This window comes from Duganella paludis (assembly GCF_054461335.1).
Genome location: NZ_CM136922.1, coordinates 472,474 through 494,043 on the forward strand (window position 1 = coordinate 472,474; position 21,570 = coordinate 494,043).

Annotated in this window: 14 protein-coding genes; 4 read left to right on the forward strand and 10 right to left on the reverse strand. The window is 64.6% G+C overall.

The annotated features are described in order from the left end of the window. Positions 1–123: 123 nt before the first annotated feature. From ACXZ1M_RS02110 to ACXZ1M_RS02150, 9 genes are read right to left on the reverse strand one after another with little or no spacing between them, the layout of a single operon-like run. On the reverse strand, positions 124–2,499 hold the full coding sequence (locus tag ACXZ1M_RS02110) for a glycoside hydrolase family 3 N-terminal domain-containing protein (protein ID WP_459051585.1): 2,376 nt from the start codon (positions 2,497–2,499) through the stop codon (positions 124–126). A 28-nt stretch (positions 2,500–2,527) separates the two neighbouring features. Beyond that, positions 2,528–3,670 carry a sugar ABC transporter permease gene (locus tag ACXZ1M_RS02115; protein WP_459051586.1) on the reverse strand — a complete coding sequence of 381 codons (1,143 nt, stop codon included), beginning with the start codon at positions 3,668–3,670 and terminating at the stop codon, positions 2,528–2,530. 13 nt (positions 3,671–3,683) lie between these two features. Further along, positions 3,684–5,207: a D-xylose ABC transporter ATP-binding protein gene (gene xylG, locus ACXZ1M_RS02120; RefSeq protein WP_459051587.1), complete on the reverse strand. Its 1,524-nt coding sequence runs from the start codon at positions 5,205–5,207 to the stop codon at positions 3,684–3,686. 10 nt (positions 5,208–5,217) lie between these two features. After that, on the reverse strand, positions 5,218–6,222 hold the full coding sequence (xylF, locus tag ACXZ1M_RS02125) for a D-xylose ABC transporter substrate-binding protein (RefSeq protein WP_459051588.1): 1,005 nt from the start codon (positions 6,220–6,222) through the stop codon (positions 5,218–5,220). A 26-nt stretch (positions 6,223–6,248) separates the two neighbouring features. Further along, on the reverse strand, positions 6,249–8,024 hold the full coding sequence (locus ACXZ1M_RS02130) for an IlvD/Edd family dehydratase (protein WP_459051589.1): 1,776 nt from the start codon (positions 8,022–8,024) through the stop codon (positions 6,249–6,251). A gap of 8 nt (positions 8,025–8,032) precedes the next feature. Continuing rightward, the gene (locus ACXZ1M_RS02135) at positions 8,033–8,920 is read right to left on the reverse strand and encodes an SMP-30/gluconolactonase/LRE family protein (protein ID WP_459051590.1); all 888 of its coding nucleotides are present in this window, start codon (positions 8,918–8,920) and stop codon (positions 8,033–8,035) included. Next, entirely contained in the window at positions 8,917–9,684 is a 768-nt protein-coding gene (locus ACXZ1M_RS02140) for an SDR family NAD(P)-dependent oxidoreductase (protein WP_459053959.1), read from the reverse strand. The genes ACXZ1M_RS02135 and ACXZ1M_RS02140 overlap by 4 nt, the downstream gene beginning before the upstream one ends. Before the next feature lie 52 nt (positions 9,685–9,736). After that, the gene (locus ACXZ1M_RS02145) at positions 9,737–10,933 is read right to left on the reverse strand and encodes a fumarylacetoacetate hydrolase family protein (protein WP_459051591.1); all 1,197 of its coding nucleotides are present in this window, start codon (positions 10,931–10,933) and stop codon (positions 9,737–9,739) included. Between the two features lie 38 nt (positions 10,934–10,971). Then, positions 10,972–12,345 carry an enolase C-terminal domain-like protein gene (locus ACXZ1M_RS02150; protein ID WP_459051592.1) on the reverse strand — a complete coding sequence of 458 codons (1,374 nt, stop codon included), beginning with the start codon at positions 12,343–12,345 and terminating at the stop codon, positions 10,972–10,974. A 120-nt stretch (positions 12,346–12,465) separates the two neighbouring features. Between ACXZ1M_RS02150 and ACXZ1M_RS02155 the strand changes: the two genes are divergently transcribed. From ACXZ1M_RS02155 to ACXZ1M_RS02165, 3 genes are read left to right on the forward strand one after another with little or no spacing between them, the layout of a single operon-like run. Continuing rightward, positions 12,466–13,668, forward strand: a complete 1,203-nt coding sequence (locus tag ACXZ1M_RS02155; protein WP_459051593.1) for an SGNH/GDSL hydrolase family protein — start codon at positions 12,466–12,468, stop codon at positions 13,666–13,668. Further along, positions 13,665–15,296 (forward strand): glycoside hydrolase family 43 protein, encoded by a 1,632-nt coding sequence (locus tag ACXZ1M_RS02160; protein ID WP_459051594.1) that lies wholly within the window; start codon positions 13,665–13,667, stop codon positions 15,294–15,296. Before ACXZ1M_RS02155 ends, ACXZ1M_RS02160 begins: the two co-directional genes overlap by 4 nt. Before the next feature lie 6 nt (positions 15,297–15,302). Continuing rightward, positions 15,303–18,167, forward strand: coding sequence for a glycosyl hydrolase 115 family protein (locus ACXZ1M_RS02165; RefSeq protein WP_459051595.1), 2,865 nt, complete (start codon positions 15,303–15,305; stop codon positions 18,165–18,167). 26 nt (positions 18,168–18,193) lie between these two features. Here ACXZ1M_RS02165 and ACXZ1M_RS02170 read toward each other — a convergent pair whose 3' ends face one another. Then, positions 18,194–19,315: an endo-1,4-beta-xylanase gene (locus ACXZ1M_RS02170; protein ID WP_459051596.1), complete on the reverse strand. Its 1,122-nt coding sequence runs from the start codon at positions 19,313–19,315 to the stop codon at positions 18,194–18,196. A gap of 81 nt (positions 19,316–19,396) precedes the next feature. On the opposite strand from ACXZ1M_RS02170, the gene ACXZ1M_RS02175 reads away from it, so the two are divergent. Further along, positions 19,397–21,535, forward strand: coding sequence for an alpha-glucuronidase family glycosyl hydrolase (locus ACXZ1M_RS02175; RefSeq protein ID WP_459051597.1), 2,139 nt, complete (start codon positions 19,397–19,399; stop codon positions 21,533–21,535). Positions 21,536–21,570 lie beyond the last annotated feature (35 nt).

A 21,570-nucleotide genomic window follows, 5' to 3' on the forward strand; every position in this document is an offset into this window, starting at 1 on the left:
ATACGTGCGTATCTCCGATACTATTGCAATTCCTACACTATGGAGTTTGTTTCACAACGGAGTTGGCCCGTGCGTCGCGTTTTTGAAACAGCGCGCCGCTCAACACGGGCGCGCGCGCGGACGCTAACTCACCATCAGCTTGACCGACTTCAGGTTCACGCTGTCCGGACCGGCATGGATGGTGAAGCTGCCCGGCTCCACCACGCGCTGCATCTCGGTGTTGTGGAACCACAGGTCGGACGGCTTGATGTCGAAGCTCAAGGTGCGCTTCTCGCCCGGCTGCAGCGTGACGCGCTTGAAGGCTTTCAGTTCCAGCACCGGACGGGTAACCGAGCTGACGTCGTCGCGGATGTAGATCTGCACCACTTCGTCGCCGGCGCGCTTGCCGGTGTTGGTCACGTCCACTTCCACCTTGGTCGATTCGCTGACGCCGATGCTGGCCTTGCCCAGGCGCGGCTCGGAGATCGCAAAGGTGGTGTAGCTCAAGCCGAAGCCGAACGGATACAGCGGCTTGGTTGTACCGTCGATGTAGCCACGGCGTGCCGATGGCTTGTGGTTGTAGAAGATCGGCAGCTGGCCCACGCTGCGCGCGATCGACACCGGCAGTTTGCCGCCGGGATTGGCGCGGCCAAACAGCAGGTCGGCGGCGGCGTAGCCGGTTTCCTGGCCCATGTACCAGCCTTCGATGATGGCGTCGGCCTTCTCCGCCAGCAGGTTGATCGACAGCGGACGGCCGTTCAGCAGGAACACCACGGTCGGCTTGCCGAGCGCGAAAATCGCGCGCGCCAGGTCGTTCTGCTGGCCCAGCAGGTCCAGCGTTTCGCGGTCGCCCAAGTGGGTGTCGGCCCACGCTTCGCGGCTGGTCTGCTCGTTGTCGCCCAAGACCATCACGATGGTGTCGGCCGATTTGGCCGCTTCCACGGCGGCGGCGATCAGTTTGGCGTTGACTTCCGGTGGCGTGAACTTGATTTCGTCGGCGCCCCACAAGCGGCTTTCGGTGATGCGCACGCCTTCCGAGTACGACAGCGAGAATCCCTGCGCCTTGGCTTCGGCCTGCAAGCCGTCGTAGATCGACACCACGTGGCGCGGAATGTCCGAGTAGCCGCCGATCGGCGTGTCCTTGGCGTGGGTGCCGACCAGCAGCAGCTTGCCGACCTTTTTGCCATCCAGCGGCAGCACGCCCTTGTCGTTCTTCAGCAGCACCGGCGTGCGGGTCGCGGACAGCCGCGCCAGCGCGACGGCTTCCGGCGTGGCGGTCAGGCTGTCGGCCACCTTGGCGTCGACGTACGGTTGCTCGAACAGGCCGGATTGGAATTTCATGGTCAGGATGCGGCGCACCACGACGTCGATCTCGGCTTCCGAGACGCGCTTTTCCTTCACCAGCGCGCCCAGCTCCTTGTAGGCCAGGCCGTCCGGGGTTTCCACATCCACGCCGGCCTTGATGGCGCGGTAGGCGGCTTCCTTCGGCGTCGCCACCAGCTTGTGGCGCGTGATCAGTTCATTGATGCCGAAGTAGTCCGACACGGTGATGCCCTTGAAGCCCCACTCTTCGCGCAGCACCTTGTGCAGCAGCCAGTGGCTGGCGTGCGACGGCACGCCGCCGATTTCGTTATACGACGGCATAACGCAACCGACGTTGGTTTCGCGGATGGCTTTTTCAAACGGCGGGAAGAAGTCTTCGCGCAGGGTGCGCTCGCTCACTTCCGCCGGGCCGATGTTGGTGCCGTTCTCCGGCTGGCCGTGGCCGGTCATGTGCTTGAGCGTGACGAAGACCTTGTCCTTGGCCAGCTTGGCGTCGGTGCCGGCGAAGCCGATGATGGCGGCCTTGCCGATTTCGCCGCACAGGTACGGGTCTTCGCCGTAGGTTTCTTCAATCCGGCCCCAGCGCGGTTCGCGCGCCACATCCACCACCGGCGCCAGCGCCAGGTTGGCGCCGCGCACGCGCATCTCGCGCGCCGCGACGCTGAAGATTTTCGTGGTCAGCTCCGGATCGAACGACGAAGCGATGCCGATCGCCTGCGGGAAGCAGGTGGCGTCGCGTGCGACATAGCCGTGCAGCGCTTCCTCGTGCATGAACAGCGGGATGCCGAGGCGGGTCTGCTCGACCGCCCACTTCTGCGCGGCGTTGACGTAGGTGGCGGTTTCCAGCGCGTTGCGGTTTTTCTGTTCGCCGGAGTCGCCGGCGGCCCCGCCCGCAGCCACACGGCGGTCGGACGGGCGGCCGATCATGCCCAAGCCATGCGGCCAGACCTTCTGCGCCTTGGCGGCAGAGAATTCGCCCTTGGCGTCCTGGATCTCGGTCTTCTGCTGCCAGGTGCAGATCATCTGGGCGATTTTCTCTTCCAGCGTCATGCGGCCCAGCAGGTCGTCGACGCGTTTTTCCAGCGGCAGCGCGGCGTCCTTGTAAGGTGCTTGCGCGGTAGCGGCAAACGATGGCAACACGGTCAGGCCGGCCAGGCCGGACACGGACGTGAGGAACTGCCTGCGATTATTGGTCATGCGATTGTCTCCTTGATTTTTATAGGTATTAGCGCTTGCCTGCACGGGTGCTGACGTCCACCCACACGGCCAGCGTCAAAATCGCGCCCTTGACGATCATTTGCCAGTACGTGTCGACGTCCAGCATCGACATGCCGTTGTCCAGCGAAGCCATGACCAGCGCGCCGATCAGCGCGCCGTGCACGGTGCCTGAGCCGCCGCGCATCGAGGTGCCGCCGATGAAGCAGGCCGCAATCGCATCCAGCTCGCCCGAGGTGCCGGCCGATGGCGAACCGGCCGCCAGGCGCGCGGTGTTGACGATGCCGGCCAGTGCGCACATCAGGCCCATGATCCCGAAGATCCACAGCTTGATCGACTTGACGTTGATGCCCGACAGGCGGGTGGCCTCCATGTTCGAACCGACCGAGTACACGCGGCGGCCGAACACGGTCTGCGTGGTGACGTAGCTGAACACGCCCAGCAACGCCAGCAACAGCAGCACCGGCAGCGGAATGCCTTCGTAGGAGTTGAAGGTGATGACGAAAGCCGCCAGCACCACGCCCAGCATGGCCAGCTTGGCGGCGTCGCGCCATACCGGCGCCACGTCCAGCTTGTGCACGGCGCGGCTGCGGCGCTGCGCGAAGATCAGGTAGATCGCCACCGCGAACAACAGTAAGCCCAGCGCGATGCCCAGCACCGGCGACAGGTAGGCCTGGCCGATGTAGACCATGTCGTCCGATACCGGCGCGATGGTGGTGCCGCCGGTCACGCCCAGCACGATGCCGCGATAGGCCAGCATGCCGCCCAGGCCGACGATGAACGATGGGATGCCCAGGTAGGCGGTCAGGTAGCCGTTGAACAGGCCAATGACCAGGCCCACCACCAGCACCACGATCAGCGTCAAAGGCAGCGGCAAATGGTGTGTCACATCGAGCACCGCCGCGATGCCGCCCAACAGGCCAAGCAGCGAGCCGACTGAGAGGTCGATCTCGCCGGCGATGATCACCAGCGACATGCCGCAGGCGACGATGCCGGTGATGGCCATCTGGCGCATCAGGTTGGACAGGTTGCGCGGCGTGACGAAGCCACCCTCGGTGTGGTAGCTGAAAAAGGCCCAGATCAATGCCACCGCGATCAACAACGCCAGCATCTTGTACTGCGTGAACAACTGCTTGATATTCATACTTTTCATTTTTAATCCTGGTTCAATGCGCGTCCAGCGCCGCAGCCAGCACGGTTTCCTGGCTCAGATTATCGTTGACGAAATCGCCGCGTAGCTTGCCCTCGCCTATCACCAGAACGCGGTCCGAAATGCCCAGCACTTCGGCCAGTTCCGACGACACCATGATGATCGACATGCCTTCCTTGGCCAGGTTGAAGATCAGCTGATAGATCTCGAACTTGGCGCCGACGTCGACGCCGCGCGTCGGTTCGTCGAGGATCAGGATCTTCGGTTTGGTCAGCAGCATCTTGGACAGCACCGCCTTCTGCTGGTTGCCGCCCGAGAGGCCGGTGATCGGCAGGAAGGGGCTGGAAGTCTTCAGCTTGACGCTCTTGATCTCCTGGCGGATGGTCGCTAGTTCGGCATCCTGGTCGATGCGGGTGGCGCGCACGAAGTCGTTCAGCACCGCCAGCGTCATGTTGTGGCCAACGCCGAGGTCCGGCACGATGCCGTGGTGCTTGCGGTCTTCCGGCACCATGGCCAGGCCGTTGCGGATCGCTTTGACCGGTGTGCTGGTATCGAGCTTGCGGCCGTTCAGCCAGACTTCCGCCTGGCTCTCGCCCGGATAGGCGCCGAAGATGGCCGACACCAGTTCGGTGCGCCCAGCTCCCACCAGGCCGGCGATGCCGAGGATTTCGCCCTTGCGCAGCGTGAAGGAGATATCGTCGACGCGCTTGCGCTCCGGATTATCGGGGTCGAAGCAGGTGACGTTGCGCGCTTCGAAAATCACCTCGCCCGGCGTATGTTCGCGCTGCGGGTACAGCTGCGTCATTTCGCGGCCGACCATCTGCGCGATGATGCGGTCGATATTCATCTCCGACATCGGCGTGGTGGCGATATGCTGGCCGTCACGGATGGTGACGATGGTGTCGCAGATGTCCGCCACTTCATCCAGCTTGTGCGAGATGTAGACGCAGGTGACGCCCTTGGCTTTCAGCGAATGGATAATCGCCAGCAGCACCTTGATTTCCGACGCCGTCAGCGAGGACGAAGGCTCGTCCAGGATCAGCAGGCGCGCGTTCTTGTTGAGCGCCTTGGCGATCTCGATCAGCTGCTGGTGGCCGCCGCCGTACTGCTTCACCGGCAGCACCACGTTGACGTCGTTGATGTTCAATTCTTTCAGCAGCTGCTCGGCGCGACGGTTCATGGCCGCATAGTCCATGCGGCCGCCCGGCAGCGTGATCTCGTTGCCGAGGAAGATATTCTCCGCCACCGACAGCTCCGGCACCAGCATCAGTTCCTGGTGGATGATGACGATGCCGGCCGCTTCGGTTTCGCGGATGGACTGCGCCTGCAAAGGCTTGCCGTCCCAGATAATCTCGCCGTCCCAGGTGCCGTGCGGGTACACGGCGGACAGCACTTTCATCAAAGTCGATTTACCGGCGCCGTTCTCGCCACAAAGGCCGGCGCATTCGCCGGCCTTGAGCTTGATGTCGATGCCGTTCAAAGCGCGCACACCGCCAAATTCCTTGACGATGTTGCGCATTTCCAGAAGATATTCGGCCATCCTGAATCCCTTAGTTGGCGGTCAGTTGGGCCTTGGTGTAGAAGCCGTCGTCAGACAGTACGTTCACGTTCGCCTTGGTCAGGGCGATCGGCGCCAGCAGCAGCGTGCTGACGTTCTTCGTCCCATTCGGATAGCTGGCGTTGTAGGCCGGCGCTTCGTTGCGTACCAACTTGATCGACAGGCGTGCGGCTTCGGTGGCGATCAGCTTGAGCGGCTTGTAGACGGTCATGGCCTGGGTGCCGGCGATGACGCGCTTGACGGCCGCCAGGTCGGCGTCCTGGCCGGAGACCGGCACTTTGCCTGCTAGCTTCTGGGCGGCCAACGCCTGGATCGCGCCGCCGGCGGTGGCGTCGTTGGATGCGACCACGGCGTCGATCTTGTTGCCGTTGGCGGTCAGCGCGTTTTCCACGATGGACAACGCTTCGGAGGCGCTCCAGTCCTTGGTCCACTGCTTGCCGACGACCTTAATGTCGCCTTTGTCGATCAGCGGCTGCAAGACTTTCATCTGGCCTTCACGCAGGACCTTGGCGTTGTTGTCGGTCGGCGCGCCGCCCAGCAGGTAGTAGTTACCCTTTGGTTTGATGGCGACCAGGCTGCCGGCCTGCAGTTCGCCGACTTTGGCGTTGTCGAAGGAGATGTAGGCGTCGATGTCGGCGTTCAGGATCAGGCGGTCGTAGGACACCACCTTGATCTTGGCCTTCTTGGCTTCACGGATGGCGTTGTTCAGCACCGTGGCGTTGTAAGGCACGATGACCAGCACGTCCACGCCGCGCGAGATCAGGTTCTCGATCTGCGAAATCTGGCGCTGCTCGCTGGCGTCGGCCGATTGCACGAACACCTTGGCACCCAGCTTTTCGGCTTCGGCGGTGAAGTACTCACGGTCGCGCGCCCAGCGTTCCAGGCGCAGGTCGTCGATCGAAAAACCGATCTTCGGGTTTTTGGCGTCGGCCATGGCGCTGCCGGCGCCCAAGGCCATCATGGCGCCCAACACGGCGCTCACTACAATCTTCTTCATTTTTTTGTGTCTCCGTAGGGGGAATCTTAGTGGTTGTGGCGTGCCAGAGTCTGGCCCACTTCCTTGTATTCAAGCGCCAGTTCCATGCAGGCGCCGGTCTCCATCTGGCCCACGGTGGAGCGGTACAGCTCCTGCCATGGCGTCTGGCTGGCCGGAATAGCCGGAATGCCTTCGCCCTTGCGCTTGGCCAGTTCCTCGTCGCTGATCAGCATATTGCAGCTGCCTTCGTTCAGGTCCACGCGCACGGTGTCGCCGGTGCGGATGTAGGCCAGGCCGCCGCCTACCGCGCTTTCCGGCGAGGCGTTCAAGATCGACGGGCTGTCCGAGGTGCCGGACTGGCGGCCGTCGCCCAGCGTCGGCAGCCAGTTGACACCGCGCTTGATCAGCGCATCAGGCGGTTGCATGTTGACGACTTCCGCCGAACCAGGCCAGCCGATCGGACCGGCGCCGCGTATCACCAGCATGCAGTCTTCGTCGATGTTCAGCGACGGGTCGTTAATGCGGTCGTGGTAGTCGCCCGAACCGTCGAAGACGATGGCGCGCGACTCGAACACGTTCTCGGCGCCCGGCTTGCTCAGGTAGCGCGCGCGGAATTCCGGCGAAATCACGCTGGTCTTCATGATGGCGAAGTCGAACAGGTTGCCCTTCAGGACGAAGAAGCCCGCGTCTTCCTTCAGTGGTGCATTGAACGGGAAGATCACTTCGCGGTCGTTGGTCTCGCGGCCCTGCAGGTTTTCCGCCATGGTCTTGCCGGTGACGGTGAGGCGCTTGGAGCGCAGCTTGCCCTGCTGTTCCAGTTCCCACATCACGGACGGCACGCCGCCGGCGCGGTGGAAGCGCTCGCCCAGGAATTTACCGGACGGCTGCATGTTCAGCAGCAGCGGCACCTTGTGGCCGTATTCCATCCAGTCGCTCGATTTCAGCTCGACGCCGGCGTGACGCGCCATGGCGACGATGTGCTGCTGGGCGTTGGTGGAACCGCCGATGGCTGCGTTGACCACGATGGCGTCCAGGAAGGCGTCGCGGTTCAGGATGGCCGAAGGACGGATGTCCAGCTTCGCCATCTCGACGATGCGCTTGCCGGTTTCATAGGCCATCTGGCCGCGTTCGCGGTACGGCGCGGGAATCGCCGAGCAGCCGGTCAGCGACATGCCCAGCGCTTCGGCGATGGCGTTCATGGTCGATGCGGTGCCCATGGTGTTGCAATGCCCGGCCGACGGCGCCGAAGCGGCGGCGATCTGCAGGAACTTCTCGTTGTCGATCTTGCCGGCGGCCAGTTGGCGGCGGCCCTTCCAGATGGCGGCGCCGGAACCGGCCAGCTCACCTTCGAACCAGCCGTCCAGCATTGGACCGCCGGACAGCACGATGGCGGGAATATCGACCGTGGCCGCAGCCATCAGTTGCGACGGCGTGGTCTTGTCGCAGCCGGTGGTCAGCACCACGGCGTCGATCGGGTAGCCGTGCAGGATCTCGACCAGGCCCATATAGGCCAGGTTGCGGTCAATGGCGGCGGTCGGGCGGCGGCAGTTCTCGAAGATCGGGTGCAGCGGGAATTCCATCGCGATGCCGCCGGCGTCGCGGATACCGTCGCGCACGCGCTTGGCCAGCTCCAGGTGGATGCGGTTGCACGGGCTGATGTCGCTGCCGCTTTGTGCAATGCCGATGATCGGGCGGCCGGAACGCAGTTCCTCCGGCGTGATCCCGTAGTTCATGAAGCGCTCGAGATAGAGCGCGGTCATATCGATGTGGTCCGGATTATCAAACCAGTCCTGCGAACGGTAGCGACGCGATTGGGTGCTCATGGAGATGCCTATTCTGATAAATATTCTGGTAAATACGAATGCTGCAGTTGTCCCGGCGAGGCGACGCGGAAGCTGAATACGCCTCCCGCCAGCGGTTCCCGGCTCAATTCTTCGTCCGTCAGTCCCTTGCGGGCCGTGGTCACAAACACGGTGCGCAGATCCTCGCCCCCGAAGGCGACCTTGGTGACATTCGAACACGGCATGGGGATTGTGTCCAGCAGTTCCCCCGATGCCGCATAACGCTCGATGCGGGCACCGGCGAACAGGCCGACCCACAGCGCGCCGTCGGCGTCCACCGCCGTGCCGTCCGGGTAGCCGGCGCCGGCGATCTTGACGAACACGCGCTTGTTGGACAGCGCGCCCTGTTCATCCAGGTCGAAGGCGTAGATGGTCTTCTCCAGCGTGTCCGTGTGGTAGAAGGTGCGGCCGTCCGGGCTTACGCACGGACCGTTGGTGATGACGTAGCCGCCGTCCTTGTGCTGCAGGCCCTGGCCTGCGCCGAGGCGGAACAGCGAGCCGCTGGGCGCCACTTCGGCGTTGTCCATGGAACCGAACCACAGCGCGCCGTGGCGGTCCACATAGCCGTCGTTGAGGCGATTGCCCGGAAGCTCGGCTTCCAGTTCCTGGATGGCGCTCAGCGCACCGGTCTCGAACGAGAAGCGCTCGATGCGGCCCGGCAGGCCGCACACGAAGTCGCCGCCGTGGATCGGCAAGGCGAAGCCCACTTCGGACGCCAGCGTCCAGCTCTGGCGGCGGCCGCCGTCTTCCGCGCAGCGGTGGATGGCGCGCTGCTTGATGTCGACGAAGTACAGCATCTTGTCTTCAGGATGCCATACCGGGCCTTCACCGAGGGTCGCGCCCAGCGGCCAGATGCACTCAGGCTGGTAGAGGTTCATGCACCATACCATCCGGCGTCTACGAAGTAATCGCGGCCGGAGCAGCGTCGTGCATTGTCCGAGGACAGGAACAACGCCATGGCGGCGATGTCTTCCGGCTCCACGCGCTCGTGCAAGCACTGCGCGTTGAGGATTTCCTGCTCGCCTTCCGGCGTGTGCCAAAGCGCCATCTGGCGCGCGGTGCGCACCGAACCCGGAATCACGCAGTTGACGCGGATGCCGTCCCGGCCCAGGTCGCGCGCCAGGCCACGGGTCAGGCCTTCGATGGCCGCCTTGGCGGTCATGTACAGGGTCAGGTCCGGCAGCGCCAGGTGCCACGAGATCGAACCGAAATTCAGGATCACGCCGCTGCCGGCCTTCTTCATGCCCGGCGCCACGGCCTGCGCGCAGAAGAACTGGTGGCGCAGGTTGACCGCCAGGCTGTCGTCCCAATACTTGCCGGTGACGTCTTCGATCTGGTGACGGTTGTCGTTGGCGGCGTTGTTGATCAGGACTTCAATCGCGCCGTGATCTTTTTCGATCTGCGCGAACACGTTGGACAAGGCGTCCAGGTCGGTCAGGTCGCAGGGGAAGAAGACCGGCGGGATTTTGGCGTCCTTCATGCTGTCGGCCAGCTCGCGCGAGGCTTCGACGGCGATATCGACGAAGAAGACTTGCGCGCCTTGTTTGACGAATGCGTCCACGATGCCGGCGCCGATGCCGGTTCCGCCGCCAGTAATCAGGACCCGCTTGCCAGCGAGGTCCGGGTAGGTAGCGTAGACCAGGGGTTGAACCATTTATTCTCTCCAGAGATGCAGTTATGTTTGCGTTTTGTTTTTAGTTGAGCAGGCCGCGTTGGGCCAGATTGCGGTACAGCGCGCGCACGCCGAACGTCCACGGTGCGACTTCTTCGCTCAGGTAGACGTGGTTGACCAGCATGCCGAGCGACGGGCTGCTGATGCTGACGCGGTCGCCCAGCTTGTGGGTGAAGCCGGCGCCCGGTGCGCCACGGTCCTTGATCGGCGAGAACATGGTGCCGAGGAAGAGCATGAAGCCGTCCGGATACTGGTGGTGCGGGCCGCTGGTTTGCGACACCAGGTCCAGCGGATCGCGGCTGATCTGGCGCATGCGGCTTTCGCCGTCCAGGCGGAAGCCGTCTTCGGCGCCTTCGATCGCCAGGCGCAGTTCAGCGTTGCGCACGGTGTCGATGGTGAAGCGCTCGTCGAACAGGCGGATGAACGGGCCGATGCCGCAGGAGGCGTTGTTGTCCTTGGCTTTACCCAGCAGCAGCGCGCTGCGGCCTTCGATGTCGCGCAGGTTGACGTCGTTGCCCAGGGTGGCGCCGACGGTCTGTGCGCGGCTGTTCACAGCCAGCACGATTTCCGGTTCAGGGTTGTTCCATTTCGAAGCGGAATTCAGGCCGACGTCGGCGCCGAAGCCGACCGCCGACATCGGCTGCGACTTCGAGAACACTTCGGCGTAAGGGCCGATGCCCACTTCCATGTACTGCGACCAGGCGCCGCGCGCGATGAATTCCTGCTTCAGCTTTTCCGCTTCCGGCGAACCTGGCTTGATGGCCGACAGGTCGGCGCCGATGTCCTTCAGCAGCGAGGCGCGCAGTTCGTCGGCCTTGGCCGGGTTGCCGCCGGCCTGCTCTTCGATCACGCGTTCCAGCAGGCTGACGGCGAAGGTCACGCCGCAGGCCTTGATGGCTTGCACGTCGCACGGCGCCAGCAGACGCACCGCCGCGTCGGCGTGCGGGCCGCCGTTGCCCAGCGCCGTTTCCACCAGCGCCTCGGCGCGGCCCAGCGATTCGCCTTGCGCCGAGTGGGCGAACGCTACCAGGTCGTCGCGGTCCAACAGGTCCGACATGGTCGGCGCTACTGCGGTGATGTCGAATACTTCGCCGTTGCGCACCACGACCACACTTGGGCCGTTGACGTCGGCGCGCCATACGCGGCCTACCAGCAGTGCGTCCGGCAGGTCGACCGGCAGGTGGGCCGATACCGGCGCGTGTTTCAGATTGTTTTTCATGGGATGTCCTTTGTCTCGATTTTCAATTTCAGTGGTTATCAACGCCCGAGGCTCGGTTTGTTAGGGGAATACGTCCAGCCGGGTACCAAATACCGCATCGCCATCGCGTCGTCGCGCGCCGTGGTGGCTACCTTCTTGTACAGTTCATGGGCCGCTTCGATGCGGTCCATGTCCGGTTCTATGCCCAGGCCCGGTGCTTGTGGCACCTTGACCTCGCCGCCGATGATTTGCAGCGGCTCGCGCGTCAGGCGTTCCTGGCCTTCCTGCCAGATCCAGTGGGTGTCGATGGCGGTGATCCTGCCCGGCGCGGCGGCGGCGGCGTGGGTAAACATCGCCAGCGACACGTCGAAGTGATTGTTGGAGTGCGAACCCCAGGTCAGGCCCCAATCGTCGCACAACTGCGCCAGCCGCACCGAACCCTGCATGGTCCAGAAATGCGGATCGGCCAGCGGAATATCGACGGCGCCCAGCAAATGCGAATGCGCCATCTGGCGCCAGTCGGTGGCGATCATGTTGGTGGCGGTGGGGATGCCGGTGGCGCGGCGGAACTCGGCCATGATTTCGCGGCCCGAGTAGCCGTCCTCCGCACCGCACGGGTCTTCGGCGTAGGCCATGAGGTGGCCCTGGCCACGGCACAGGTCCACCGCTTCGCGCAGCGACCAGGCGCCGTTCGGGTCCAGCGTCACGCGTGAATCGGGAAAGCGGGCCTTGATGGCGGCGATGGCTTCCATCTCTTCGGCGCCGCGCATCACGCCGCCTTTCAGCTTGAAGTCGCGGAAGCCGTATTTGGCGACGGTGGCTTCGGCCAGTTCAACGATGGCGGCCGGCGTGATGGCCTCCTGGTTGCGGCGCGCGTACCAGTCGGCGGCGCCCTCGCCGCTCAGGTATGGCAGGTCGGTGCGGCGACGGTCGCCGATGTAAAACAGGTAGGCCAGCATCGGCACGCTGTCGCGCTGCTGGCCGGCGCCGAGCAGTTCGCAAACGGGGACATTCAGGTGTTGCCCCAGCAGGTCAAGCAAGGCCGCTTCGACGGCGGTGACCACGTTCTCAAGGCGCAGATTGATTTCATGCGGTTGCTTCAGCACTTCCGCTTCGGCGTCGTCGGTCACCTGATGCAAACCGCTGATGGAGGCGCGGATGGCGTTCAGAGTGCGGTTATAGCGGCCGACCTGCGTACCCACCACCAGCGGCACGGCGTTTTGCAGCGCGCGCAGGATGCCTGCGCCGCCGGGAACCTCGCCCATGCCGGTGTGGCCGGCGCTATCTTTTAACAGTACTACATTCCGGGTGAAGTATGGCGAATGGGCGCCGCAAAGATTGAGCAGCATGCTATCGTGACCCGCCACTGGTACTACTCGCATCTCCGTTATCACCGGACTGCCAGCCTCCGGCGTTTTTGTTGCATGTACCATCTCTTTACCCTAAAATGAATAGCGCTAACATTTTATGAGTGTGAAGGAATTATGCGACCAAGTCAACACGCTTTACAGCAGTTTATCCCCAGCTGTTTCGGTGCCGTCCTGACGGCCTTTATGATGAACGCGACGGCTGCGGAACCACCTTCACACTGGGTGGCCAGCTGGGGTGCAGCGCAGCAAATTCCGGAGCCGGCGAACGAACTTCCGGCCGAAAACTGGCGCGACGGCAGCCTCCGCCAGGTCGTCCATCTCACTCTGGGCGGCAAGCAGTTCCGGGTCCGCGTCAGCAACGCATACGGCACTGCACCATTGATGCTGCAGGCGGCCAGCGTGGCGCTGGCGCAAACGCCCGGCAAAGCCGGCATCGCCGCCCCTACCCTGCGCCCACTGACCTTCGACGGCCGCGCCACGGTCATGATTCCGGCCGGCGCGGAATACTATAGCGATGTGGTGGAGATGGAGCTGAAACCGGCCGCCGATCTGGCCATATCGTTGTATTTCAGCGAAGCGCCGGCACGCCAGACCGGCCATCCCGGCGCCCGCGCCACCACTTTCCTCGCCAAAGGCAACCGCGTGGGCGAAGCGGAATGGGACGACGCCACCACGGTCACGCGCTGGTATGCGCTGAGCGACGTCGAGGTGCGCGCCCCGCGCAGCACCGGCGCGCTGGTGGCGGTGGGCGATTCGATCACCGACGGTTACGGCGTTCAGGCCGACACCAATACCCGCTGGCCGGACATGCTGGCCGCGCGCCTGCGCGGCGCGAAGCAGTCGCTGGGCGTGGTCAACGCCGGCATCGGCGGCGGCCGCATGCTGCGCGACGGCCTGGGGCCGAACGTGGCGGCGCGCTTCGACCGTGAAGTGCTGTCGCGCGCCGGCGTCACCCACGCGCTGGTGATGATCGGCGTGAATGACCTGGGCGGCCAGCACCGCAACACGCCGGAAACGCCGGCCGACCGCCAGCAGATGCTGGCCGACCTGAAGCTGGCGCACCGCCAGCTGGCCGAGCGCGCCCGCGCGCATGGCGTGTGCCTGATCGGCGCCACGCTGACGCCATATGTGGGCAGCGACTACTATCATCCGGAACCCGAGAACGAGGCGGACCGCCAGGAGCTTAACCAGTGGATACGCAATTCCGGCGTGTTCGACGCGGTGGCCGATTTCGACGCGGCGCTGCGCGATCCGGCCAAGGCCGACCGCATGAAGGCGGAATACGACTCCGGCGACCATCTGCATCCATCGGCGGCAGGCTACCGCGCCCTGGCCGACGCCGTGCCGCTGGCCGCGCTGCGCAAACAATGCGGAGCCGCCAAATGATGGGCGCGCGCGCCGTATCGTCCATGCTCTCCGCGCTGCTGGCGGCGACATTCCTGCCGGCGTCCGCCGCGCCGGCATCCAAGCCGACCGCCGCCGCGACCTACACCAATCCAGTGCTGAGCGGCTTCCACGCCGACCCGAGCGTGTGCCGCGTGGGCGGCGACTACTACCTCGCCACCAGCAGCTTCGAGTACTTCCCCGGCGTACCGATCTACCACAGCAAGGACCTGGTCCACTGGCGCCAGATAGGCCACGCGCTCACGCGCGCCAGCCAGTTGAAGCTGACGAACACCCGCAGCTCGCAAGGCATCTACGCCCCCACCCTGCGCTGCCACGACGGCGTGTTCTACATGGTCACCACCAATATGGAGGGCGGCGGCGCCTTCTACGTCCACACCAAGGACCCGGCCGGCGAATGGTCGGAACCCGTGTGGCTCAACGATAAAACCTGGGGCATGGACCCGTCGCTGTTCTTCGACGACGACGGCAAGGTTTATTACACGCGCCACGGCGGCGGTGAACGCGGCGGCGTCTATCAGGCGGAAATCGACATCAAGGCCGGCAAGCTGCTGGAGCAACCGCGCCTGATCTGGTCCGGCACCGGCGGCGTGTGGCCGGAAGGTCCGCATTTATATAAGCAGGACGGCCTGTACTACCTGCTGATCTCCGAAGGCGGCACCTCCTACAACCACAGTTTGACGATGGCGCGTTCCACCACACCGGGCGGTCCATACACGGCCAATCCCGCCAATCCGATCCTGACGCATCGCGACCACCCGGACCTGCCGTTGCAGGCCACCGGCCACGGCGACCTGGTACAAACGCCGGAAGGCAAATGGTGGATGCCGCTGCTGGGCATACGCCCGATCGCCAACCGCCATCACCTCGGTCGCGAAACGCTGCTGACGCCCGTCGAGTGGAATAGCGAGGGCTGGCTCACCGTGAACAAGGGCAAACCGCTGGCGACCGAAATGTCCGCCGAAGGCCTGCCGCCATTCGCGCCGTGGCCCACCGAACCGGTACGCTACGATTTCAGTCAACCCAAGCTTGGCCTGCAATGGACGCAGCTGCGCGGCCCCGGCGATGGCCTGTGGTCGTTGGGCGAACGTCCCGGCTACCTGCGCCTGAAAGGCAGCAGCGTCACCATGAACGACATCGCGCAGCCGGCTTTCATCGCCCGCCGCCAGGAGCACATGCGCATGCGCGCATCGACGGAAGTGGAGTTCCAGCCATCGGCCGCCACGCACGCCGCCGGCCTGGTGCTGCGCCAGAACGAAAACAACTACTACGAACTGCGCATCACCGGCACGCCGCAGCGACGCCTTGAACTGCTGGCGCGCGCGGGGGGCGTCACCTCGCTGCAAGCCACGGCGGCGCTACCGCCGGGGAACGGCCCGGTGCAGCTGCAGGTCGAATCGTGGGCCGACCGCTATGAATTCAGCTACAGCGCCAGCGGTGCCAACGCGCCCCTCAAGATGATCGGCACCGTACCCACCGCACCGCTGTCATCCGAATCGGCGGGCGGATTTACCGGCGTCTTCATCGGCATGTATGCCGAAGGCGCCCGGCAGCAAGCCATGCCTGCCGCAGATTTCGCATGGTTCGACTACCAGCCACTGGAAAAATAAAACGATATGAGACAACGACTCCTGGCAACCGGGGCCCTGCTAGCGGCCCTGCTAGCGCACGCCCTCCCCGCGCACGCGCTGGGCCAGAAAAAACTGGCCTGGTTCGACCAGCCTCCCGCCGGCGCTGTGACGCTGGCAAACAACGGCAAGGCCGCCAGGCTGTATGTGGACGGCGCCGACCACGTGGGCGTAGTGCGCGCGGCCGGTGACCTGCAAGCGGACATCGCCCGCGTCAGCGCCGCCAAGCCGTTGCTGTCCACGGACGGCAAGCCGGCCGGCGCGGACGTGGTCATCATCGGCACCATCGGCAAAAGCGCCTTGATCGACCAGCTGATCGCGGCCGGCAAGCTCGATGTGTCGGCCATCAAAGGCAAGTGGGAAGGCTGGCAGGTGCAAACGTTGAACAAGCCGCTGCCGGGCGTGGAGCGCGCACTGGTGATCGCCGGCAGCGACAAGCGTGGCACCATCTACGGCATCTACGAGATGTCCGAGCAGATCGGCGTCTCGCCGTGGAACTGGTGGGCGGACGTACCGGCGGCGAAGCACGCCAGCATTTACGCGGCGGCCGGCGCTGCGGTGAGCGATGCGCCGGTAGTGCAGTACCGCGGCATCTTCCTGAATGACGAAGCGCCGGCGCTGACCGGCTGGGTCAAGCAGCACTACGGCGACTTCAATCACAAGTTCTATTCCAAGGTGTTTGAACTAATCCTGCGCATGCGCGGCAACTACCTGTGGCCGGCCATGTGGGGCGAAGCGTTCTACGACGACGACAAGTTGAACGGCAAGACCGCCGACGACTACGGCGTCGTCATCGGCACCTCGCACCACGAGCCGATGATGCGGGCGCACGACGAGTGGCGCCGCTACGGCGCCGGCCAGCACTGGGACTACAACCGCAGCGGCGAAGCCCTGCGCGAGTTCTGGACGCAGGGCCTGCGCGTCACCAAGGGACAGGAAAAGCTGATCACCCTGGGCATGCGCGGCGATGGCGACGAGCCGATGTCGCGCGATTCGAACGTCTCACTGCTGGAGCGCATCGTCACCGACCAGCGCAGCATCATCGCCAAGGAGATCGATCCGGACGTGACCAAGGTGCCGCAGGTATGGGCCTTGTACAAGGAAGTGCAGGACTACTACGAAAAAGGCATGCGCGTGCCGGACGACGTGATGCTGCTGTGGTGCGACGACAACTGGGGCAATATCCGCCGCCTGCCGACGCAGGATGAGCGCAAGCGCGCCGGCGGCGCGGGCGTCTACTATCACTTCGACTATGTCGGCGGTCCGCGTTCGTACAAGTGGATCAACGTGACACCGCTGCCCAAGGTGTGGGAGCAGATGCATCTGGCATGGCAATACCAGGCCAACCGCATGTGGATCGTGAACGTCGGCGACCTGAAGCCGATGGAAGTGCCGATCGAATTCTTCCTCACCTATGCATGGAACCCGGCTGCATGGCCGGCGGAGCGGCTGCCGGATTACCTGAAGCTGTGGGCCACGCGCGAGTTCGGGCCTGAGCATGCGGACGATATCGCCGACATCGTAGCCAAGTACGCCAAGTACAACGGCCGCCGCAAGCCGGAACAGCTGGAGCCGAATACCTACAGCCTGGTGAACTACAACGAGGCCGAGCGCATCGTCGGCGAGTACAAGTCGATCGCGGCAAGGGCTGAGAAAATCTCGGCGGCGCTGCCGTCGGCCAAGCGCGATGCGTTCTATCAGCTGGTGCTGTATCCGGTGAAGGCCAGTGCGGTGGTGAACGAGTTGTATGTCACGGCTGGCATGAACCGCTTGTATGGCTTGCAGGGACGCGCGGCCACCAATGACCTGGCGGCGCGGACACGCGCGCTGTTCGCGGAGGATGCGGAGCTGGTGCGCCGCTATCACCAGGATGTCAGCGGCGGCAAGTGGAATCATATGATGTCGCAAACGCACCTGGGCTATACCTACTGGAACCAGCCGCCGCGCAATGTGATGCCGCCGGTGACGGAGGTGCAGGTGCCGAAGGCGGCCGACATGGGTGTGGCGGTGGAAGGCAATGAGAACGTCTGGCCTGGACCGGCCGGTGACGGCTTGTCGCTGCCGGCGCTGGATGTGTTTGAGCAGCAGGCGCGCTTTGTCGAGATCTTCAATCGCGGCCAGGCGCCGTTCGAGTACAAGGTAACGGCCAGCGAGCCGTGGATCACGCTGGACAAGCCGTCCGGCAAAGTCACACGCGACCAGCGCGTGGCGGTGAATGCACGCTGGGCCGAGGTGCCGGATGGTGTGAGCAGCGCGACGCTGACCATCAGCGGCGCAGGCGGCAAGACGACGGTGAAAGTCCCCTTGCGCAAGCCTGTTGGTGCGGCGGCGATGAAGGGCTTTATCGAGACCGGCGGCGTGGTGGCGATGGAAGCGGAGCACTATACGCGCGCGGTGGCGGCGGGTCAGCGTACGTGGTTGAAGGTGCCGGACCATGGGCGCACCTTGTCGGGCATGACGGTGCAGCCGGTGGATGCGCCGGCAGACCAGGCGCCGGCGATGCGGCTGGAGTATGAGATGCAGTTGTTCAGCGCCGGCAGCGTTGAGGTGCAGGCGACGCTGGCGCCGACGCAGAAGTTCCAGCCGGGGGCAGGATTGCGTTATGCGGTGTCGTTTGACAACGAGGCGCCACAAATCATCAACGTGCACGCGGATGCAAGTGAAAAGGCGTGGGAGCGGACGGTGTCGGATGGGGCGACGGTGTTGAGCTCCCGGCACCAGATCGACAAACCCGGCCCCCACACCCTGAAATTCTGGGTAGTGGATTCCGGGTTGGTGCTGCAAAAGCTGACGGTGAACGCCGGGGGGCAAAAGCCGAGTTATCTCGGGCCGCCTGAAAGTCCTCGTCGCTAACCTGCAACCTAAGTGGTGATGCGGGGTCAGCCCCGCGCCGGCGCCGCCTTGATCGCCGCCGCAATCGCATCCCGCAACGGCTTCGCGCGCAGCTGGTCATCAAACGGCGTAGGCCGCATCTTCTGCCCATCCGTGCGCGGCGCTTCCTTCCACTCCTGCAGCCAGCTGGTGTGGTCCGCCATGCCCCACATCAAAAAGTCCTTGCACTGCTTGTAGCTGAGCGTCACATCCAGATAATCCTTGGCCAGCGCCGCCACGCCGGCGTCGCGCGTCGCCACATCGGCCGGCAGCTTGCGGTCGTTCACGTCGAACTCCGTAATCAGCAGATCCAACCCCATGCCGGTCACCTCGTCGAGGAACTTGCGCCACTCGCGCTGCCCTTTCGAACCGTTGCTGACGTCATCCCACGAACCGATATGGCTCTGCAAACCCAGCGCATGCACCGGCGTCCCGCGCGATTTCAGATCATGCAGCAGCTTCAGCACGCCCTCGCGATGCTTTTCGCTGCCCTCGTCGCCGCGCATGTAGTCGTTGTACACCAGCTGCGCCTTCGGCGCGTGCTCCTTGGCCAAGCGGAACGACAGATCGATCTGCTCCAACGCCCCCATGCGCTCGGTGAAGACGTTGGCGCGCAAGCCGCCGGTCTTCGGATCGACCGCCTCGTTCACCACATCGTAGCTATGAATCGCGTCGCCGAAGTGCGAACACACCGTGACAATATGCTTGCGCAGCAGCGCTTCCGCCGCCTTCGACGGCTGTGCGCCGAAGTCGAATTCATTCACCCACTTCGGCAACCACTTGGCTTCCTGCCAGATCAGGTTATGACCGCGCACCAGCATGCCCTGCTCCTTGGCCCACGCATACATCGCGTCGGCCGGGCCGAAGTTGTACTGGCCCTGGCGCGGCTCCAACGCCTGCCACTTGCCTTCGTTCTCTGCCACCAGCATATTGCATTCGCGCGCCATCAAGGCCTTGTAGGCGGGATCGCTGAAGTATCGGCCGCCGATCGCATTGCCCACATTGAGGCCCTTGCGCTTGCCCAGGACCTTCAGGGATTCCGGCATGTCGGCGGCCAGCAACGAGGTTGCGTGGGTCGATGCCGCACCGGCGGCCATGGCGGCCATGAAGCTGCGTCGGGATATTTTCATATTGTTTGTCTCCGTATTGGAATTGTTTATTAACATCGTGGCATAATGAAATGGTTACGCTACCATAAAAACGGAGACACCATGCGATTTTTCCTTCCTGCGGCCCTCACAGGGCTGTTACTGTCACTGGCCGCCACAGTGTTCGCTGCGGACGAAGACGGCTACGACCTGTGGTTGCGCTATCGGCCGCTGGAGCGCGCCGCGCAGGCGACGGTGAAGGCGCAAGCCCGCGCCATCGTCATACCCGGCGGCGCCACGCCGACCACCGACGCCGCGCTGGCGGAATTGAACAAGGGCCTGGCCGGCATGCTGGGACAGGCGCCGCAGAAGGCCACACGCATCGGCGACGGCGCCCTGCTGCTCGCCACGCCCGAGCGCCTGCCGGAGCTGGGCGCGGTCAATTCGCCGCTGCGCACCGAGCTGGCCGCGCTGGGCAGCGAGGGCTACCTGCTGCGCCAGACCAGCATCCAGGGCCACAAGGTGACGCTGATCGCCGCCAACAGCGACATCGGCCTGCTCTACGGCGCCTACGCCTGGCTGCGCGAAGCGGCCATCGGTGCGCCGTCACGCGCGCTGTCGTCCGCGCCCAAGCTGCAACTGCGCCTGCTGAACCATTGGGACAATCTGGACCGCACGGTGGAACGCGGCTATTCCGGCCAGTCGATCTGGGACTGGTGGGCGCTGCCGGACATCCTCGACCAGCGCTACACCGACTACGCCCGCGCCAACGCCTCGCTGGGCATCAACGGCACGGTGCTCAACAACGTCAACTCCAAGCCTGAAGTGCTGACCGCGCCCTTCATCGCCAAGGCCGCCGCCGTGGCCGATGTGCTGCGCCCTTACGGCATCAAGGTCTACCTGTCGGCGCGCTTCTCCACGCCGTTGGAACTGCACGAAACCACCACCGCCGATCCGCTGTCGCCGGAAGTACGCGCATGGTGGCAACGCAAGGCCGATGAGATCTACAAGTCCATTCCCGACTTCGGCGGCTTCCTGGTGAAAGCCAATTCCGAAGGCCAGCCCGGCCCGCAGGACTACCAGCGCAACCACGCCGACGGCGCCAACATGCTGGCCGCCGCCGTGGCGCCGCACAAAGGCATCGTGATGTGGCGCGCCTTCGTCTACGCGCCGAAGGGCTCACACCGCGCCGACGACCGCGCGCGCCAGGCCTACGAAGAGTTCAAGCCGCTCGACGGCGCCTTCGCCGCCAATGTGCTGGTGCAGGTGAAGAACGGCGCCATCGACTTCCAGCCGCGCGAACCGTTCCACCCGCTGTTCGGCGCCATGCCGAAAACGCCGCTGATGATGGAGTTCCAGATCACCAAGGAGTACCTGGGCTATTCCACCGACCTGGCCTACCTCGGCACCATGTTCGAGGAAACGCTGGAGAGCGACACCAAGTCCGCAGGCACCGTGGCGCAGACCCTGAGCGGCATGGCCGGCGTGGCCAATATCGGCAGCGACCGCAATTGGGCCGGTTCGCATTTCGACCAGGCCAACTGGTACGCCTACGGCCGCATGGCCTGGGACCCGCAGGCCAAGGCGCGCACCATCGCCGCCGAGTGGGCCGCCCTCACCTTCGGGCCGGACCGCCGCGTGGCCGCGCCCATCGTCGAGATGATGATGATGTCGCGCGAAGCCGTGGTCGATTACATGACGCCACTCGGCCTGCACCACATCATGGGCACCAGCCACCATCACGGCCCTGCGCCATGGGTGGACAACCTTGAACGCCCGGACTGGAATCCCGTCTACTACCACCGCGCCGACCGCAACGGCATCGGCTTCGACCGCACCGCCAGCGGCAGCCACGCGCTGGAACAGTACGCGCCGGAGATCGCGCGCCAGTACGCCGATCCGCGCACCACGCCGCAACAGCTGCTGCTGTGGTTCCACCACCTGCCATGGGATTACGCCATGCCGTCCGGCCGCACCCTGTGGGCCGAACTGTTGGCGCGATACGACAAAGGCGTGGCCGATGCGCGGTCGCTGCGCACGCGCTGGACCGCGCTCAAACCGCTGATCGACGCGCGCCGCTACGTCGAAGTGGACCAGCGACTGGCGCGCCAGATCGACAACGCGGTGCTGTGGCGCGATGCCTGCATCGCGTATTTCCAATCGGTTTCCGGCCTGCCGTTGCCGGCCGGCGTGCAGCCACCGGCGCACACGCTGGACTACTACAAGGCCTTGCGCTATCCCTACTCGCCGGGACGCGGCTAAATCCCGCCGGCCGGGGCATTCCCTGCCCCGGCCGG

Excerpts from the sequence above, each read along its gene's own strand:
- ACXZ1M_RS02110 (WP_459051585.1), bottom strand. The coding sequence starts at position 2,499 with ATGACCAATAATCGCAGGCAGTTCCTCACGTCCGTGTCCGGCCTGGCC.
- ACXZ1M_RS02115 (WP_459051586.1), bottom strand. The coding sequence starts at position 3,670 with ATGAAAAGTATGAATATCAAGCAGTTGTTCACGCAGTACAAGATGCTG.
- xylG (WP_459051587.1), bottom strand. The coding sequence starts at position 5,207 with ATGGCCGAATATCTTCTGGAAATGCGCAACATCGTCAAGGAATTTGGC.
- xylF (WP_459051588.1), bottom strand. The coding sequence starts at position 6,222 with ATGAAGAAGATTGTAGTGAGCGCCGTGTTGGGCGCCATGATGGCCTTG.
- ACXZ1M_RS02130 (WP_459051589.1), bottom strand. The coding sequence starts at position 8,024 with ATGAGCACCCAATCGCGTCGCTACCGTTCGCAGGACTGGTTTGATAAT.
- ACXZ1M_RS02135 (WP_459051590.1), bottom strand. The coding sequence starts at position 8,920 with ATGAACCTCTACCAGCCTGAGTGCATCTGGCCGCTGGGCGCGACCCTC.
- ACXZ1M_RS02145 (WP_459051591.1), bottom strand. The coding sequence starts at position 10,933 with ATGAAAAACAATCTGAAACACGCGCCGGTATCGGCCCACCTGCCGGTC.
- ACXZ1M_RS02150 (WP_459051592.1), bottom strand. The coding sequence starts at position 12,345 with ATGGTACATGCAACAAAAACGCCGGAGGCTGGCAGTCCGGTGATAACG.
- ACXZ1M_RS02155 (WP_459051593.1), top strand. The coding sequence starts at position 12,466 with ATGATGAACGCGACGGCTGCGGAACCACCTTCACACTGGGTGGCCAGC.
- ACXZ1M_RS02160 (WP_459051594.1), top strand. The coding sequence starts at position 13,665 with ATGATGGGCGCGCGCGCCGTATCGTCCATGCTCTCCGCGCTGCTGGCG.
- ACXZ1M_RS02165 (WP_459051595.1), top strand. The coding sequence starts at position 15,303 with ATGAGACAACGACTCCTGGCAACCGGGGCCCTGCTAGCGGCCCTGCTA.
- ACXZ1M_RS02170 (WP_459051596.1), bottom strand. The coding sequence starts at position 19,315 with ATGAAAATATCCCGACGCAGCTTCATGGCCGCCATGGCCGCCGGTGCG.
- ACXZ1M_RS02175 (WP_459051597.1), top strand. The coding sequence starts at position 19,397 with ATGCGATTTTTCCTTCCTGCGGCCCTCACAGGGCTGTTACTGTCACTG.